The organism is Helcococcus ovis (assembly GCF_004524775.2).
Lineage (GTDB): Bacteria > Bacillota > Clostridia > Tissierellales > Peptoniphilaceae > Helcococcus > Helcococcus ovis.
On record NZ_CP119081.1, the window covers coordinates 1629701 to 1647866 of the forward strand.

Annotated in this window: 16 protein-coding genes; 6 read left to right on the forward strand and 10 right to left on the reverse strand. The window is 26.7% G+C overall.

The features are described 5' to 3' along the window. The first annotated feature begins 117 nt into the window (after positions 1-117). Together EQF90_RS07690 and EQF90_RS07695 are read left to right on the forward strand one after the other, a co-directional pair. On the forward strand, positions 118-1212 hold the full coding sequence (locus tag EQF90_RS07690; RefSeq protein WP_134710934.1) for an Mbeg1-like protein: 1095 nt from the start codon (positions 118-120) through the stop codon (positions 1210-1212). 575 nt (positions 1213-1787) lie between these two features. After that, positions 1788-5165: a polysaccharide lyase 8 family protein gene (locus tag EQF90_RS07695; protein WP_134710933.1), complete on the forward strand. Its 3378-nt coding sequence runs from the start codon at positions 1788-1790 to the stop codon at positions 5163-5165. 564 nt (positions 5166-5729) lie between these two features. Here the strand turns inward: EQF90_RS07695 and EQF90_RS07700 are convergent. After that, complete coding sequence (locus EQF90_RS07700; protein ID WP_134710932.1) at positions 5730-6317, reverse strand: HD domain-containing protein; 588 nt, start codon at positions 6315-6317, stop codon at positions 5730-5732. An 89-nt stretch (positions 6318-6406) separates the two neighbouring features. Between EQF90_RS07700 and EQF90_RS07705 the strand changes: the two genes are divergently transcribed. Then, positions 6407-7696 (forward strand): ClC family H(+)/Cl(-) exchange transporter, encoded by a 1290-nt coding sequence (locus EQF90_RS07705; RefSeq protein ID WP_134710931.1) that lies wholly within the window; start codon positions 6407-6409, stop codon positions 7694-7696. Positions 7697-7747: 51 nt separating this feature from the next. Here EQF90_RS07705 and EQF90_RS07710 read toward each other — a convergent pair whose 3' ends face one another. The 8 genes from EQF90_RS07710 to EQF90_RS07745 form a co-directional block, all read right to left on the reverse strand. Continuing rightward, on the reverse strand, positions 7748-8026 hold the full coding sequence (locus EQF90_RS07710) for a DUF1294 domain-containing protein (protein ID WP_134710930.1): 279 nt from the start codon (positions 8024-8026) through the stop codon (positions 7748-7750). Continuing rightward, complete coding sequence (locus EQF90_RS07715) at positions 8026-8691, reverse strand: N-acetylmannosamine-6-phosphate 2-epimerase (protein ID WP_134710929.1); 666 nt, start codon at positions 8689-8691, stop codon at positions 8026-8028. Before EQF90_RS07715 ends, EQF90_RS07710 begins: the two co-directional genes overlap by 1 nt. 11 nt (positions 8692-8702) lie before the next feature. Continuing rightward, a complete protein-coding gene (locus EQF90_RS07720) occupies positions 8703-8921 on the reverse strand; it encodes a hypothetical protein (RefSeq protein WP_134710928.1) in 219 nt (72 codons plus the stop codon). A gap of 114 nt (positions 8922-9035) precedes the next feature. Continuing rightward, on the reverse strand, positions 9036-9707 hold the full coding sequence (locus tag EQF90_RS07725; protein ID WP_134710927.1) for an ABC transporter ATP-binding protein: 672 nt from the start codon (positions 9705-9707) through the stop codon (positions 9036-9038). Next, a complete protein-coding gene (locus EQF90_RS07730; RefSeq protein WP_134710926.1) occupies positions 9704-10864 on the reverse strand; it encodes a hypothetical protein in 1161 nt (386 codons plus the stop codon). Before EQF90_RS07730 ends, EQF90_RS07725 begins: the two co-directional genes overlap by 4 nt. Next, entirely contained in the window at positions 10864-11934 is a 1071-nt protein-coding gene (locus EQF90_RS07735; RefSeq protein WP_134710925.1) for an ABC transporter permease, read from the reverse strand. Before EQF90_RS07735 ends, EQF90_RS07730 begins: the two co-directional genes overlap by 1 nt. A gap of 444 nt (positions 11935-12378) precedes the next feature. Continuing rightward, positions 12379-13245, reverse strand: coding sequence for a class C sortase (locus tag EQF90_RS07740; RefSeq protein ID WP_134710924.1), 867 nt, complete (start codon positions 13243-13245; stop codon positions 12379-12381). Continuing rightward, complete coding sequence (locus EQF90_RS07745; protein WP_134710972.1) at positions 13238-14107, reverse strand: class C sortase; 870 nt, start codon at positions 14105-14107, stop codon at positions 13238-13240. Before EQF90_RS07745 ends, EQF90_RS07740 begins: the two co-directional genes overlap by 8 nt. 191 nt (positions 14108-14298) lie before the next feature. Here EQF90_RS07745 and EQF90_RS07750 point away from each other — a divergent pair, with 191 nt between their 5' ends. The 3 genes from EQF90_RS07750 (at position 14299) to EQF90_RS07760 (ending at position 16874) form a co-directional block, all read left to right on the forward strand. Then, complete coding sequence (locus EQF90_RS07750) at positions 14299-15801, forward strand: helix-turn-helix domain-containing protein (protein ID WP_134710923.1); 1503 nt, start codon at positions 14299-14301, stop codon at positions 15799-15801. Positions 15802-16233: 432 nt separating this feature from the next. Beyond that, on the forward strand, positions 16234-16431 hold the full coding sequence (locus tag EQF90_RS07755) for a hypothetical protein (RefSeq protein ID WP_134710922.1): 198 nt from the start codon (positions 16234-16236) through the stop codon (positions 16429-16431). A 116-nt stretch (positions 16432-16547) separates the two neighbouring features. Continuing rightward, positions 16548-16874, forward strand: a complete 327-nt coding sequence (locus EQF90_RS07760) for a PDDEXK family nuclease (protein ID WP_134710921.1) — start codon at positions 16548-16550, stop codon at positions 16872-16874. 38 nt (positions 16875-16912) lie between these two features. Here EQF90_RS07760 and EQF90_RS07765 read toward each other — a convergent pair whose 3' ends face one another. Then, positions 16913-18139, reverse strand: a complete 1227-nt coding sequence (locus EQF90_RS07765; protein ID WP_134710920.1) for an LPXTG cell wall anchor domain-containing protein — start codon at positions 18137-18139, stop codon at positions 16913-16915. Between the last annotated feature and the right edge of the window lie 27 nt (positions 18140-18166).

Sequence of the window (18166 nt, forward strand, 5' to 3'; positions counted from 1 at the left end):
ATATTCCCCGAAAATTTGAATCAAAAATTCAATTTTCGGGGTTTTTTATCGAAAAAATTATTTATTATAGATATATTTTTTGATAAAATTATATCATAAATATGTAAAGGAAAAAATATGAAAAACATAATTAACTATATAAAAAAACATGGTGAAAATAGCTTTTGCAAATTAAATTTTAATGAATTAGATGCGTTAATATTCGCACAATTAGTATATTCTAATTTAAATTTAAGTAATGATTCCCTGCCATTCAAAATAAAAGATTTAAAAAATCAAAATATTGATAAAATGGTTAGAAACAATATGTTAAATCATAATGATAAAACCTCCATTGAACTTCTAATAAACTCTTCAAGATATAAAAATTTGAAAATCCTGGATATAGCAAAATATAACAATGAACAAATAAAAGAGCAGTTTTATGCGATTTCTGTAGAAATAGCAGATCAAATATTAATTACATTTAGAGGTACAGATACAACTTTCAATGGATGGATTGAAAGCCTTTCAATGTCTTTTGATGAGGAAATACCATCTCAAGTTAGAGCTAAGGAATATGTTACAAAAATAGCTCAAAATTATTCAAATAAAATTATTTTATGCGGGCACTCAAAAGGAGGAAATTTAGCTGTTTTTGCAGGAAGCACTCAGGATAGTTTTATTCAAAAAAGAATAATTAAAATATATGACTTTGATGGACCAGGATTTCTTCCTGAATTTTATAATCGTCATGATTATTCTGACATAAGTGACAAAATTTGTAAATTCATACCTGGAAGTTCAATTTTTGGAATGATGCTTGAAAGTGTCGGTAAAATTCAAGTAATAGAAAGTTCTTCTTTTTTTGCTAATCAACATTTTATATATTATTGGCATATAAATGGAACAAAATTAAAAACTATAAAAGAAGTTAACTCCTTTTCAAAACATACAAATACCGCAATAAATAAATGGATGAAAGAATTCTCTGAAAATGAAAGAAATTTAATAATAAATCAACTTTTTAATCTAATTGAAGAATGTGGATATAAAAATATGCAGGAAATGAACGAAAATAGATTAAAATCAATCATTTCCCTTAAAAGAAAAATAGATGAAAACTCAGAAGAATATACTCTTTTATCTCAAGGCTTAAATTATTTTGTAACATTAATGGAAGATGAAATAAAAAAGACAATTTGGGATAAATTACTATTTTGGAAAAGATGAAATTGTCGCAAAATAAATAATAGATTTTAACTATTAAAAATTTTAATTTATATAGATAGCGTTATCTCAATTTTTAACTTATAAATTTTGTGGGTAATATTTTTCACTAAAAAATTATCTCAATTTTTAGAAACTCTATTTTGTGGGTATTTTTTAGCGCTAATTTTTATCTCATTTTCAATATTTTTTACTTTGCTGGTATTTTTCATGGATAAATTTTGATGATTTTTATCTATTCTATCATCTCATTTTTTCAATCTGATATTTGCGATAACTTTAATGCTAATTTTCATTATCTCTTTTTGGAAAATCTAATTTATGCGATAATTTTAATAATGTTATTAAAAAATATAATATTAATATTTTTAAGTTTAATAACAAAATTAAATATTTACTACAAATTAGATTAATTTAAATATTAATTTTATTATTAAAGGGCTATTATAAAATAACTAATAAATTTATAGGATATTAACATTCTCTACTTTTATTTATGAATACGTTGACATAAACTATATTAATATATATAATATCATTGATAAACTAGTTTACTACATTAAAAAAGGAGCATAAAAATGAGAACAAAAACAATTGTAAAAAATAAAACCATTGCCTCATTCATGGCATTTATTCTTATATTTACCACTATATTTAATGTTGGAAATATTAGTAACGCCGAAAAAAACACTACCAAAAATGACGAATTAATAAAAAATGGAGATTTTGAAAAAACTTCTAATGATAGCAATCAAAAGGATTGGACTGGAACACAAGCTAGCGACTGGCAAGTCTACATTCCTAATGATTTAAAAGAAAAAGATACATATAAATCAAAAAAATATACAGCAAAAGTAAACAATGATAAAAAACTTGAACTTTCAAGTCCTGAAAATTTTAGAATGGCTGTAGTTCAAAAAGGTATTACAATTGATCCAAGTAAATTCTATGAGTTTGGATATAAAGTTGCTACAAAAAATAAAGATGGGTCTGTAAGGATTAGGATTATTGAACATCTTAATGATCCTTCAAACTCAAAAGCTCAAAATTTATTATATTCTAAAGACCATTTCGGAACTTCAGATGAAAAAACTTTTTCAAAACAATATATTCCTGCTAAGAATGTTAAAAATGTAGACTTTGAAATCTGGTATGAACCAAAAACAGGAACAGCAATATTTGATAATGTTTATCTAAAAGAAATCAACAAACCAGATTTAGACAAAAAACTTAAAGAAGAATCTGAAATAAAACTTCCAACTAATAAAAAGTATCTTGTAAGAGATTTTGATGCAAAATATAAAATAACTGATGAAAGTATTGCAAAATATGATAATAAAGTTATTACTGCATTAAAGCCAGGTTCTACAGATATTACAGTTACAAAAAAAGATGGAAAAGTTGAAAAACTAAAATTAACTATTACAGATCCAGAAAATAACAAATTTAAGGATAAACTTGATTTATGGGAAGAATCTGTAGTTGCAAATAAAAAATACGATGATGCTGATAAATACATGAAAGCATTAAAAGAAAAGTTAGATAAAGAAGTTGCAAATATATTATCTAAAAAATCTGATGATACTGACTACAGAACATTCTGGAAAGATATTGATAACTACAAAGTTTCAAGTGCTTTAACAAAATCATATAGAAGGCTTGAAAGCTTAGCAAAGCAAATTAATCAACCAAATTCACCATATTATCAAAGTCCTGAAGCTATAAAAATGGTACTTGAAGGTATGGAATGGTTGTACAAAACACAATATAATGACAATACAAATGTAAATGGTAATTGGTGGGATTATGAAATAGGTGTTCCAAGAGCTATTAATAATACCCTAACACTAATGTGGGACTACTTCTCTCAAGAATTAATAAACAAATACACAAGCCCTATTAATTTACTAGTTCCGGATCCAACAAAATTTAGAGTAACAACAGGAAATCCTTTTGATGCTTTAGGTGGAAACTTAACCGATATGGGAAGAGCGAAGATTATAGCTGCATTCTTGCGAGAAGACGAAACTTCCTTAAATGAAACAATAAACGCTTTGAAAAAACTTTATGTTCAAAGAGAAAATAAAGAAGTTGTACCTTGTGTTCCAGGTAAATGCGAGGGATTTTATAAAGATGGATCATATGTAGATCACACAAATGTTGCATATACGGGAGCTTATGGAAATGTTGTATTAGATGCTCTTTCACAGCTATTCCCTACAATTGAAAATAAAACTGAAAAATCAGACTTAGATGTACTATATGACATAATTTATAAGTCATTTAGCCCTATAATCTTCAGGGGTGATTTAATGGATATGTTAAGAGGTAGATCAATTAGTCGTGAAAATGGTCAGTCACACGTTGCCGCCGGAGAGGTTGTAAGAGGCGTTTTAAGAATTGCTGATGCAACAACTGATTCAAACAAAAAACAAAAACTTCTATCACTTGTAAAATCTTGGATTGAAAAGGATGATTTCTACAATATTGAAAACTCACTTGCAACATACAAAGATATTGATTTAATGAATAAATTAAAAGCAAATCAATCAATTTATGGCACAGAAAAAACAAGTCTAAATGTATTTACAAATATGAATAAACTTATATTTAAAAATATTAAAAAAGGCTTTGCAATCGGATTAAGCATGCATTCTGATACAATTAAGAATTATGAATACATGAACAATGAAAATGCTAAAGGCTGGTTCACATCAGATGGCACAATTTACTTATATAATGGAGACGTTTCTCATTATAGCGATAACTACTGGCCAACAGTTGACAGCTACAAATTGCCCGGAACAACAGAACTTACTACAAAGCTTGAAGAAAGTCCTGAAAGAAAAAATAATGATCCAAAATCTTATGAAGTACTTTTAAAGAGTAAATTTTCTGGTGCAACAAAATTAGATGAAAAATTTGCAACAGCAGCTATGCAATTTAATAATTTTAACGAAAAACTAAAAATTAAAAAAGCTTGGTTTATAATGGATGATAAAATTGTATTTTTAGGATCTGATTTACAAAATAATTCTTCTGATGAGGCAATTACAACTATTGAAAACAGAAAAGTTAAATCTGGTGAGTTGTACAATTTAATAGCTGATGGTAAAAAAGTAGATTCATTAAATAATCAAAAGATAAATAAATTACTACTTGAAAATAATGTGAAAAATAGAAATATTGGATATATGTTCTTAAATGGTGAAACAATAAATGCATATAAAGAACAAAGAACAGGTAAATGGTCTGATTTGAGAAAAGCTTCTGCTAATACTAGCTTTACAAATAATTTCGTTACCGTTACAACGAATCACAATAATAGTAATAAAGACTATGCTTATGTAATGTATCCAAACATTTCAAAATCTGAATTTGATAAAGTTTCAGAAAATAATATAAAAGTTTTACAAAATGATAATAAAATTCAAGCTGTAAAAGATGTTAAAAATAATGTATGGGGTGTTGTAATTTATGACGACAATACAACATTTAGGATTGATGAGAATCTAACCTTAAAAGGCAAAGGTGTTTATACTATAAGATTATTAAATGAAACATATACTATTTCAACATTTAATCCTGAAACAAAAAAATTTAAAGAAAAAAGTATAATTTCAAATTTAAGTAAAACCTACATCCAAAAATTAAGTCCTGTAGATTATAGTACAATATTAGAACTTAAATTAAATAAAAAATCATCAGGTTCAGATAAAAATATTTCTAATGAAAATAACAGTACTGCTGGCAGTGATGATTCCATTAGAAATGATGGTTCCGTTGTAAATAATGACAATAAATCAGGAAATATAATTAAGGATAATCAAAATATAAACAATTCCAACAATGCAAATCCAGAAACCGGAGATGATGCTAAATTAAATACTTTAATAATTGGAATTTCTGGTATGGTAACATTATTTGTTATTAACAAAAAAAATTTAATTAAATAATTTATAAAAATTGCCATAAAATATTAAGTTACTTTTACATATGGTGGATATATAAATATATTTTGAGTATAAGTCTATTACCGTCTCAAATGATATTGTAGAAAATGGGCCTGGGGCACTTGAATTTGCCCCAGCTTTTTTTAGTTTCGTGCTTTTGCTGGGGCAATCCCTTAATTTTCGCACAAGATCCAACCCTAGCTTTTTCCAATTTCTTACTTTTGCTGGGACCGTACTTTATTTTTCTATAAAATTTTAGCCCCTACTTTTCCTAACTTCGTGCTTTTGCTGGGGCAATCCCTTAATTTCCGTACAAGATCCAACCCTAGCTTTTTCCAATTTCTTACTTTTGCTGGGGCCGTACTTTATTTTTCTATAAAATTTTAGCCCCTACTTTTCCTAACTTCGTGCTTTTGCTAGGGCAATCCCTTAATTTCCTCACAAGATCCAATCCTAGCTTTTTCCAATTTCTTGCTTTTGCTGGGGCGTTGGCATTTTCACTTAAGCTTATATCAAATAATGGATCCTAATTTTTTACCTATCTATTATTAAATATAATTTCAATTATCAATCATTCACAATATTACCTTTCTCGACATTTTCAATTATCTTTTCATATATAAATTCGTAGATTTCTTCATTTACATCTTTTATCAGTGAAGCTCTAGCTAAAACTTGAGAAAGTCTAACATTACCTTCTTTCCATGTTCCCCCATTTTCAGCAAAAACGTTGCTGATTAAAGGCTGTAATCTATCCATGGCATTAGCATATATTGCCTCTGATGTAGCCTTTTCTTCAAATTCTAGCCATAAATTTTCAAGCATTTTAGCTTCGTAAATATCTAAATGAGATTTCAATTTAGACATAGATTCCAATTCTCTGTTCTTTTTATCTTTATTTGCATTTACATCAAATGCAAAAGTATCCCCTGCAAATATTTCAACTAAATCGTGAACTAAAAGCATCTTGATTACTTTATTAACATCAATTTTATTTTTAGAATACTTTTCCAAAAACATTGCCATTGTTGCAATATGCCATGAATGTTCTGCATCATTTTCTCTCCTGCTTTCGCCAATTATTTTAGTTTTTCTATAAATTTTTTTCATATTTTCCAATAAAATTATAAATTTTAAATCTTTTTCAAATGACATTATTCCTCCTAAGGGTTTCTAAATAAAATTATATCATTTTTCTTAACATAAAAAACTTATTGTGATAAAATTAATTACCGGAGGCAGTTATGTTTTTAAAAGATAATGACAAAATTAAATTTCTTGTTTCCGGTACTGCAATTGGTATAATTTGTGGATTTATGCTTACAATTTACAGGTTATTGGTAGTATTGTTGCAAGGAAAAATGCAAAATTTATATATTTTTGCAAGACAAAATTTATTAAATGCAATCATAGTTTTGATTTTTTTAGCATTTCTTGGTTTTATAGTAGGGATTCTTACATATAAAGAACCTATGATTGGAGGATCTGGAATTCCTCAAGTTATGGGACAAATTAAAGGATTACTGACAATAAAATGGCAGAAAGTCCTTCCTTTTAAGTTCATAGGTGGAATAATCGGACTTGCAAGTGGTTTAACTTTAGGTAGAGAAGGTCCTTCAGTGCAAATGGGTGCAAGTGTTGGACAAGCATATTCAGAGCTTGGGAAGTGCAAAGATGAAGAATCCAAAATATTAATATCGGCAGGAGCAGCGGCTGGTTTATCCGCAGCATTCAACGCTCCTATTTCAGGGATATTATTTGCTTTAGAAGAGTTACATCACAGTTTCAACAAATATGTATTTATTGCCGTTACTTCTTCATCAATTTTTGCAAATTATGTTTCAGGACTTATGTTAGGAGTAGACCCTGTAATAAACTTAGGAAAAATGACAAAGCTCAGCCCTTCATTATATTCTTATTTGATTTTAATGGGATTAATAATCGGACTGCTTGCTCCGATATTTACACTTTCAATATACAAATTAAAAGATTTTTACGACAACCTAACTATTCCAAAATATATACAGATTATAATTCCTTTTATTTTAACTGGTATTATAATAATAATATTTCCTAATGCTTTTGGCTCAGGAGAACATTTTATATTTTTACCTATTAAAAACAATGCTGATGGATTTAAAATTTTTGAAATTATTATCGCAAAATTTATACTTTTAATCATTGCTTTTTCATCAGGTATGCCGGGAGGAATATTTTTACCAATGCTAGTTTTAGGATCATTAATAGGGAATGCTTTCGGTCAGACATTAGTTATGTTTGGTATCATTGACAGTAACTATATTGTACTATTCTCATCAATTGCTATGGCGGCTAACTTCGCAGCCATTGTACGTTCGCCATTAACAGGCATTATTTTATTGTTAGAATTAACCGGATCTTTCACATTCTTCCTACCAATTTCAGTAGTTGTCCTAACTTCTTACATGGTAGTTGAATTGATAAACTTAAAACCTATTTATTCCGGATTACTTGAAAAAATGTATGCAAAAATTAATAATTTGAATAGTTTATAAAACTATTCAACAACAAAAGTCCTATGACTTTTGCGTCTTAAGTTGCAAAAGTCATAGGACTTTTTGTGTAATCAAAAATATTCCTACTAAAATCTGAAATATTATAATCAGTGGTATTCCTACCATAAACTTTTTATGTTTAGTCTTGTGTCTAATAAGCTTCATAGTGAAGTACATAAATATCGAGCCTCCAAGAGCAGAAATTAATAAAAGTACACTTTCCCTAACTCTACTTTTAGAAAAATACTTACTTGTGGTCTTATCATAAATAGTAACTAAAATTGCAATTAAATTTATTATAAATAAATAATACGAAATGTAAGGTTGCATTATAATACTCTTGTGAATGTTTTGGTAATGTCTTGAGGCCTTGTGATTGCAGTACCTACAACAGCACTGTCTACTTTGCAATATTCATAGACTTTTTTCAGGTCTTCGGGAGTATTGATTTTCCCTTCGGCAATTACAAACGCTTTTACATTTTCAACAATTTTCTTTGTTGTTTCAAAGTCTGGACCTGTTAACTTTACAGAATATGGAGTATAACCAAAAAGTGTTGTGGATACAATGTCAAATCCCATTTTGTCCGCTTCAATACATTCTTCGTAAGTTGAGCAGTCTGCCATCGCAATTCTACCATTATCGTGAATTAATTTTAATAAGTCTTCAAGTTTATCGCCATTTGGACGAGGTCTTGGAGTTGCATCAAGTGCGATAATTTCACATTTTGTTGTAAGCAAATCTTCCACTTCTTTTCTACTTGCAGTAATGTGAATTGGCGAATCGGGATATACTTTTTTAATAATCCCAATGATTGGCAAATCTACTACCTTTGAAATTTCATTAATATCTTCTACTGATTGAGCCCTTATACCTGCTGCACCGCCTTGCTTTGCTGCAATTGCCATTCTTCCCATAATAAAACTTGAATGTAGTGGCTCTTCAGGTAGAGCCTGACATGAAACTATTAACTTTCCTCTTAATTTTTCTAACATACTTACTCCTACTAATCTTCCAAGCCCATCATATTGCTAATTTCATTTTTATATAAAATTGCCTTAGCACCATAAATTAACCGCAATACCTGATTTTGTAAAATAGGATAAGCCTTTACTGTTGCTTCGGCTGTAAATTCCCCACCGATACCTAGTAACAACCCCGCATCTGGCAATAATCCTATCGGCAACATAAATGCTTTACCTATTTTTTGTAAATACTTAAACATAATTTCCTCCTTCTATATGTTTAGTAATATTATTATCTAAAAATAAAAAATCTGCAACTTTTACATTACAGATTTTGTATATTTAACTCGCTATTAATCTTTATTATTTACTTTTTATCTTGTATATAATCTTCCATCTTTAATAGTTAACATTTGATCCGCTAGTTTTGCGAATTCTTGATTATGAGTTACCATTATCACTGTAACCCCCTCATTTTTTACAATATCCTTAAAAATATTCATAACTTGTAATCCATTATCATAATCTAAGGCTCCTGTAGGTTCATCAGCTAATATGACCTTCGGTGAATTCATAAGAGCTCTAGCTATAGCAACTCTTTGCTTTTGCCCTCCAGATAAATTCATAACTTTCTTATCTTTTATATCTTTAATATTCAAAAAATCTAATATTTTTTTACTTCGCTCATTAATATATGCTCTTGACTTTTTTCCGATATATGAAGGTAATTGAATATTAAATATTGCACTTTCACTATCTAATAATTCATAATCTTGTACAACAAAGCCAAAAAATGAATTCCTAAAAAGACTGGATTTTTTATCATTAAAATTTTTAATATTTATTTCATCAATAAAATACTCACCTTTTTCAAAAGGTAATAATAACGCAATAATATTTAGCAGTGTTGATTTCCCTGAACCTGAAGGTCCTGTAATTGAGTAAAATTTCCCTTTTTCAAAATTAAAAGAAATATTTGATAGTGCATTTATTTTTATTCCTCCATCTGATATATATTCCTTGCTAACATTTTTTATATTTATCATTTGCAACCTCTCTTTTTAAATTTATCTCTTAAATTTACTATTTGAATAAAACAACTCAATAAAACATAAAACATAAAAATTGTTAATGTCCAAGTAAATAAAGTTGTATCAAATGATAAATTTTCTTTCATAAAAATTATATCAGGTTTAATAATATTTAAAATATAAATAAATATCCATGACAATAGTAGACCAAATAATAAGGCTAATATATTTGCTAATATGCGATAAAAAACAATTTCTAAATTTGTCGCTCCTAATTTTCTATAAATAATATATCTCTTATTAAATCTATAATTATTTAAAAATGATAAGTTTATAAATAATAAGGTAAATATTAAAAATCCTGTAATCAAAAAACTAATATTTAAATATATCGCTCGATTAATAGTTTGAACAGTGTTCGCATTTATATTAGCTGCACCTTCTAAATAAAAGTCGTTACTTTTTAGATAATTTATAACAGATTCATTTTTATTTTTTTCATTTTCAGAAAACTCAATTAAAAAATTATTCGAATTAAACCATTTATAAATGCTATCATATTTATTATCTACAATTATATAATCTCTTTTATTACTAATTTTAAAAATATTCGCCCAAATATTTTTTGATGAGTAATTAAATGTATCTAAATATATTTGATCTATTTTTTCTCTTGAAATTGCATGTAAAATAACAATATTATTGTCTTTGTCAACTAATCTTATTTTATCTCCAACTTTCGCTTTAGAAAATGGAGATAAAATTAAATAATAATTATTTTCAGGCAATTTTTTTAATTTTAAGATATTTATATCATTATTTAATTTTATAGGAAAAATATTATAATCTTCTAAATCATAAAATTGAGGTAGTGAATACAATCCACTATTTTCATCAATTTTCCAATTTGGAAATACATTTAAAAAAATATTTTTTACATTTTCTTTGTTTTTTAAATCTATAAAAAATTCCTTACTTAACTTTTTTTGATTTGAATTAATAACAAAATAAGTGTTTTTAAGATTTGCTTTTTTATACTTTTCAAAAGATTGTTGATAATATCTCACAGGAGAAAAATATATAATAAATATTAACAATAATAAAGAAAATGAAATAGAAAATATAACATGTTGCAAAATACTTCTTTTATTATAAATTAATAATTTTTTCATTAGTCTATCTCCTTTTTCTTATTTATTATATCTTTCAATAATTTATAGATATATGGAGAAATTATTACAAAACTTAAAATCATTATCAAAACAAATATAAATAAATAATCTTGTATTTGAAGATTATTTGCTAAAAAATTATTCGCTTTTCTAAAAAATGAATCCCACATCAATTCGTGAATAACAAACGCAATTATAGTACTTAAAATTATAAAAATAAAAACATCTAGCAATATGCCGATAAATATTCTTTTTTTAGTCATACCAATTATTCTATATACTCGTAGATCTTTTTCCAAAAATCTTATTACTATCCAAAAAATTGATGAATAAGAAATTATAGAAAGGGCATATATTATGTTTATTATTACAATAACTGTAATACTCATATCTTTATCTTTTTGATAAACATCTATGGGTGAATTCATTGATTGTATCGGATAATTAAAAAGAGACCTATACAATTCATTTAATTTTTCTGTACTCAATACATTTTTAGTTCTAAAGACAATCTGATTTATTTCAGAAATTTTTAAAAATGTTTCAAAATTTACTAAAAAATCAACCCCTTGCCAATATCCAACAACTTTTAAATCTACTCCATTTTTTCTTATAATTTTATTATCTTTTTTCAAATTATAAGAAACGGGCACTAAAACCTCATTTTTCCCCAACTTAGAAAGTCTATCAATACTGGAATTTTTAAGTTCAACTTTATTTATAAAATTCGTTTCCGATAAATATGTTGAGAAATATATTTTTTCATTATTTTCATTAGAAACAATCTCATTTGAGTTAACACCTGTGATCTTTAATGAATCTAACTCCGGCAATTTTTTTTCTAAAGAATTAAAATCTTCATGAGTTAAACTTTTAGAAAAAATCAAACTATAAAATCTATATTTTGTATTATTTTGTCGCCTGTTATTAAATTGAGGCATATATCTAACAAATAAACTGGTAAAGAACAAAATACACAATACAGACGAAATTATTAAAAATAGACTAACCCACTTATTATATTTAATTTGTTTTTTTAATCTTTGTAAAGATAGTTTTATATCAATCATTATCTTAGTTCTATTATATAGCCATTAAATCAATATTTTGCGTATTCAGCTGTATCATCATTTGGTATTCTACTCTTCTGCCCACCCAAAAATGTCTCAAAAAAAATCTATTAATATTTATACATGTTTACATGATATTTAATATTGAATTAAATGCATTTGAAATAATATAATCAATCCCAATACAGCTAATCTTATACTTATTTTTACTGATTTAAATTACCCTCCTTTATTTGTTTACGTTTTTATTATATATATATTTTTTTTTAATTGTCAATTTTTTTTGTTTTTTACATAATATTTTGTATAAATTTCAAGAATATGTTTCCCTTAAAATCACAAAAATTTAATAAAAAACACAAACAAGCCTGATACTTTAATATATCAGGCTTGTTTGTAGTATAACATTATCTAATATTTGCGATAATTTCGATATAGTAAAAATTATTCTACTACATCACTTACACTTTTCAATTCATTATTAATAATTTTTATTTCTTTTCGCTTTTTATAGATGTGCAAAATTAAAACCAATATAAATAATACAGAAATAATCAAATATATCTTGTAATTATCCTTTGGTTTTGCATCATTCATTATTCCGTCATCAATAGCTGCAACATAAGGCACACGATGCCCTCTAACTAAAAGTCTATGTGAATTTATCATATATGGTGTACAAGTCAGCAATGTAACATAATCTTTATCTTTTTGCACTGAAACCGGATCAAAATTTGTAGGCTCTACAGTCAAAATTTGATCTACTTCATATGCAAATACTTCACTTAAAACATGAATATAAAATTTATCCCCTTTTTGCATCTTATCTAAATCAGTAAATAACTTAGCTGTGGGAAGCCCACGATGAGCAGTTATTACAGAATGGGTATTTTCCCCACCAACCGGAAGAGAAGTCCCTTCCAAATGACCTGCACCTTTTTGTAAAATACTTTCTGATGTACCAGCATATATGGGTAACCTTTCATCTATTTTAGGAATATCTATATATCCTATTTTTTCTTGCACTCTAAGCATATTTGCATAAGCTTTTAATCCTTCTTCTTTTTGTTTTTTAGAATAAGGATCCGATAATGCAGATACCTTCAATGTTGAATTAAACGCTCTAGCCAATTCTAAACGATTTTGTATATCATTAGACTCTAGTTCACTAACCTTCCTGTTAAATTGTCTAATTTCCTCATTTGATTGTATCGTATAAAACCATTGTGAAACAAACGGATATAACAAAATCATCAATCCCAGCACAAATAAAAAATAAAAAATAATTTTTCTCTTATTTATCTTATTCATTTGTTATTTCCTCTTGAATATTTTCCATTTTTTCAATATTTTCATTTAGTGACTTTAATTTCTTTTCAGCTTGTTTTTTCTTTTTTCTTATTAAAAATATTAATATAATCAATATAAATATTAAGAATAATGAACCATAAAATAAATATCTGTACACGTGACTTGCTGCATGTTCTGCTATAATTTTTTCTTCAACCGCAGGCACATAAAAAACTCTATGACCTCTAACCAGCAACCTGTGAGTATTTATCATAATTGGCGTACATGTAAGCAATGTAGCATAATCATGTCCCTGTGAAATCAGCAAATCTGAAAAATTTGAAGGATCTATAACTTTAATTTGATCCACTTGATATGCCATTGTTTCTTTAATATTATGAATATAAAATTTATCCCCTATTTCAAGACTCTTCAAATCTGAAAATAACCTTGCAGTAGGCAATCCACTATGTGCAGTTATAACTGTATGTGTACTATTTCCACCAATTGGTAAAGATGTGCCTTCTAAATGCCCCGCTCCAATTTGTAGCACATTCTCTGTAGTCCCAGCGTAAACAGGAATATTTGTATCAATCTTTGGAATCTCTACGTGACCTATTCTTTCATGTATCTCTAGCATCCTTGCGTATTCCTGACGCCCCTCTCTTTTTAATTTTTCATCATAAGGATCGTGATTTACGTTATTTACAAGAGAATCGTTAAAGGCTCTAGCTAATTTCATACGTTTATCAATTTCTTTATTTGATAAATTTTTCTTTTCAATATCAAAATCTTTAATCTGTTCATTTGCCTCAATTCTATAGTATATCCTTGAAATAATTGGGTATGATAAAACTAATAATCCAATCAAAAATATAATCATGATTATTAAATTTGATATCCATTTCTTTTTCTTCTTTTTCACAATAATTTTCCCTTTTTACAAATTTTATACTTATAATTATAACATATTATATATAAAACACCTAATTTACAATAATGTAATCTTTTTCTATTCACTTTTATATTTATTTAATTTATAATAAGTGTACTAATAATTAATGGGAGAAAATTATGAATAATTTATTTAGCAAATCAACACTTAGACACATTGAAATTATAAAATTGCTACATATGTATTCAAACACTGTAAATAAAAACAAAATATTAATTGAATTGGATATTAAAGACTCTACAATAAAAAAAGATATAGTAACCATGAATCAACTATATTCTGATATTTTAACTATAAAATTAGATAACAATATTATCGAACTTCAATACATCAATAACTGTAGTATTGAATCATTTTATAGATTTATAGTTAAGTCTTCTTCAATACTTGATATTATCGAAAATATATTTTTCAATTCATATTATTCATTGGAAGAATTAGCAAATGATTCATACCTAAGTGTTTCAACCACTTATAGAATAATCAATAAATTTAATACTATTTCCAAAAAATATTACGGGTTTGAAGTTGATACAAAAAATCTAGATTTCAAAGGGGATGAAAGAAACGTAAGGACTTTTTTTGTTCAATTATTTAAAGAAAAATATGCATATAGCGAATGGCCTTTTAAGGAAATAGAAAGATCAAGTTTTCATAATATGATTATAGAATTTTACAATATAAATAATGCAAAATTTGTATATTCATTTTTAGAAATCATGTCTCTTATTTGTGCTGTAAATTTTACCAGAATAAAAAACAAAGGTTTTATAATGAACAATATCGATAAAAATAATATTAATTTAAATTCACTACAAAACTATATAAATTCTAATCCTTTTAAGGAATTTTTCAACAAATTTAATATTGTATTAAATGAAGATAATTTAATAGAACTGTTTTATAATTATCTAAATAAGGACTTTATATTTAGTTTTAAGGAAATGATTGAAAAATCTAAATATGTAAATTTAATATCCTCTTCATTACTAAAAATTCTTTCTGAAACAGATCGAATACGAAAAAAATTTAAGTTAAATCTAGAAAATTTAGATGAGCTGATAATTCGTATTCACAATGGAGCAATTTTATATAATACCAATACAAACATAAATTACATTGCATACAACAGGAATGATTTTTACGTAACACAAATCAAACAGGTATTCCCAAAATTTACTAAGGATGTAGAACTTTTCATACAAGATTTGCTTATTGAAATCAAAGGTGTTGCCAAGCCATTTGAAATAAATCATTTAACGTATATCTTAATTTCAACATGGAATGACCTAATACCTCAATTATTTTCAAAGAAAAGTAAATTGAAAACACTAATACTAAGTAGATTTAATTCCTACCACGCCGGCAGTCTAAAAAGTCAACTTGATTTATACTTCAAGTTAATTTTAGACACTCATCTGTACACAGAAAATATTTTAGATTTAAAACACATTGAAAATAGTGATTACGACCTAATCATTGCTGATTTCAACCCACCAGAAAAAATAAATCAACCTTGGTTTTACATCCATGAAAATCCAACAATTAAAGACTATCTATCAATATCAGAAACAATATCACTATTGATAAATAAAAGATGGATAATAGATAATGATGAATAGTATTAAATTTTTCGAAAAGGTCAGTATTGCACTATGATAAATTAGTTATATAAGAAGCCGAGCTGCGTTGCCCTTGGGAACAACGTAGCTCGGCAGTTTTTATATTTTACCCCTATTTTGAACATTTTACAGATGAAATCTCTATTTTTAACACTTTCATCTGCTTTTATCGGATAAATTTACGGATAAAATATCCGATTTCATTGATTTCATCTGCTTTTATCGAAGTAATTCACATTCCTACTTAAAATTTACAGACAAAAATGGCAAATAAAGGCTTTTTGTCTGCTATTTTCTTCAAAATATTCAAAATTTTACGGACAAAACTTAGAAAATTTAGAAATCTATCTGCTTTTAATTATTAAAAAAATGTAACAATATTGGCATTAACATTTTCTTTCATTTCTTGCATAATTTTATAAATGAGGAATGATGAAAGAACTACAAATTTTGCTTCAAAAAGAAATTGAAAAGCATCTTATTTATTACAAATATGTCAAAAATTACAACTATTTACAAGGTAGATTAGTTGTATCAAATTCTCATGAAAGAATTCAATTTTATCACGAATATTTTGATAAAAATATTAAAAAGAAGGTTAGAAAGTATCTGAAGAAAAGAAAAAGTTGATAACTCCAATAGTTACACCCTATAAACAATTTAAGGATAAATGGCTAAATAAACCATATACCAAAAAGCCTATTTCTAACAATACTCCATTGATTTTAACAAACAGGAGGGAGCGTGTGCGTTCAAAGTCCGAAAAGATATTGGCAGACTATTTCGATAAAATGAACATTCCATACAAATATGAATGCCCCATTAAATTTGGAGAAATTAACTTTAATCCGGATTTTACATTTTTGAACCCCCTAAATAACAAAGAAATTTATTGGGAGCATTTTGGTATGATGGATAATCCTGACTATGTGAAAATTTTTGTTGACAAGATAAACATCTATTATAAAAATGGAATTATTCTTGGACAAAATTTACTTGTTACTTTTGAAAATACTAATTCCTATATCGACAATGAAATAGTGAAATTGCTTGTAAATAAATATTTAATATAAAAATAGGAGAGTTACAAAATTTGTAATTCTCCCATATGCTATTTATCATTTTTTCTTTTAACAAAATACAATATCACAAATGATCCAAGAGCTATAATTCCTAAAATCACATAAATCATAACCCCTCTATCACCTGTATCCGGTTGTGCAGGTGGTAGTCCCGGCACTTTAGGTTTATTTTTTATAATTAAAATCTTTTCGCCAGAATCCTTATTTACCTCAAAGTCAATAGCATTTTCGCCTAAAATATATCCCTCAGGTGCTTTTATTTCCTTAATTTGGTACTTGCTATAAGGAGCATTTTCTAATACAAATCTGCCATCAGCCCCTGATTCTAGCACAACATTCTTTCCATTTTGTAAGAATGGCACATACTTACCATTTTCTAATTTGTAAATTTCAAACTTTGCCCCAGACAATCTTGTTTGTTCTGCATTATCTGCAACTTTTAAAAATTCATATTTTCCAATTTCCGGTTTAATATTTTCAACTTTTACTTCAACCAATTCAGTAGAATTAACTAAAAATTCAACATTTAGATTTTTTACCAAATATCCATCTAAAGCTTTCACTTCCTTAAATACATAGCTTCCAAAAGGAAGATTTGCTACACTAATTTCTCCATTTTTATCAGTATAAAGAGTTAAATCTCTTTTTCCGTTTTCTGCATACTGGTAGCCAGCAATTAAAGGAACGCTTAATTCTTTCCCATCTTTTATTTCATATAACTTAAATCCTACATGAGATAATTTATTTCCATATTGATCAACTTTCAATAGTTTTACTTTTCCATTTTCAAAAGGAATTATTTTATTTTTATTAAATATTTCAACTTTTTCGCTCTTATTTGATGAAAGCTCAGCAACAAAACTAGAAATATATTTAAAGTTTTTTGTCTCAATATTGCTTCTAAAATAGTATAATCCGTCTTTAATTCCACTTATTGATATTATCCCATCTTGATACTGCCCAACTACCTCATACGACGCATACTTACTGTCAAGCTCGGCATCACTCATCTTGTACAATTCACTTCCTAATTTTACTCTATCATCAAAGACACTGTATTTTGTCGATACATCCCAATACTTATATGTGCGGGCTTTTTCATTTTCAGCAAGAATATTTCTTACATCATTATCATTTCCAACATGGATTTCCAACAAAACACTATCCGCAAGTGCGTTATTATAGTTAAAAGCAAACACTAAAATCAGTATGAATGCCACTATATTTCTTATATATTTAAATTTATTTTTAAGCATTTTTTTCTCCTTTTTTCATCTTATATT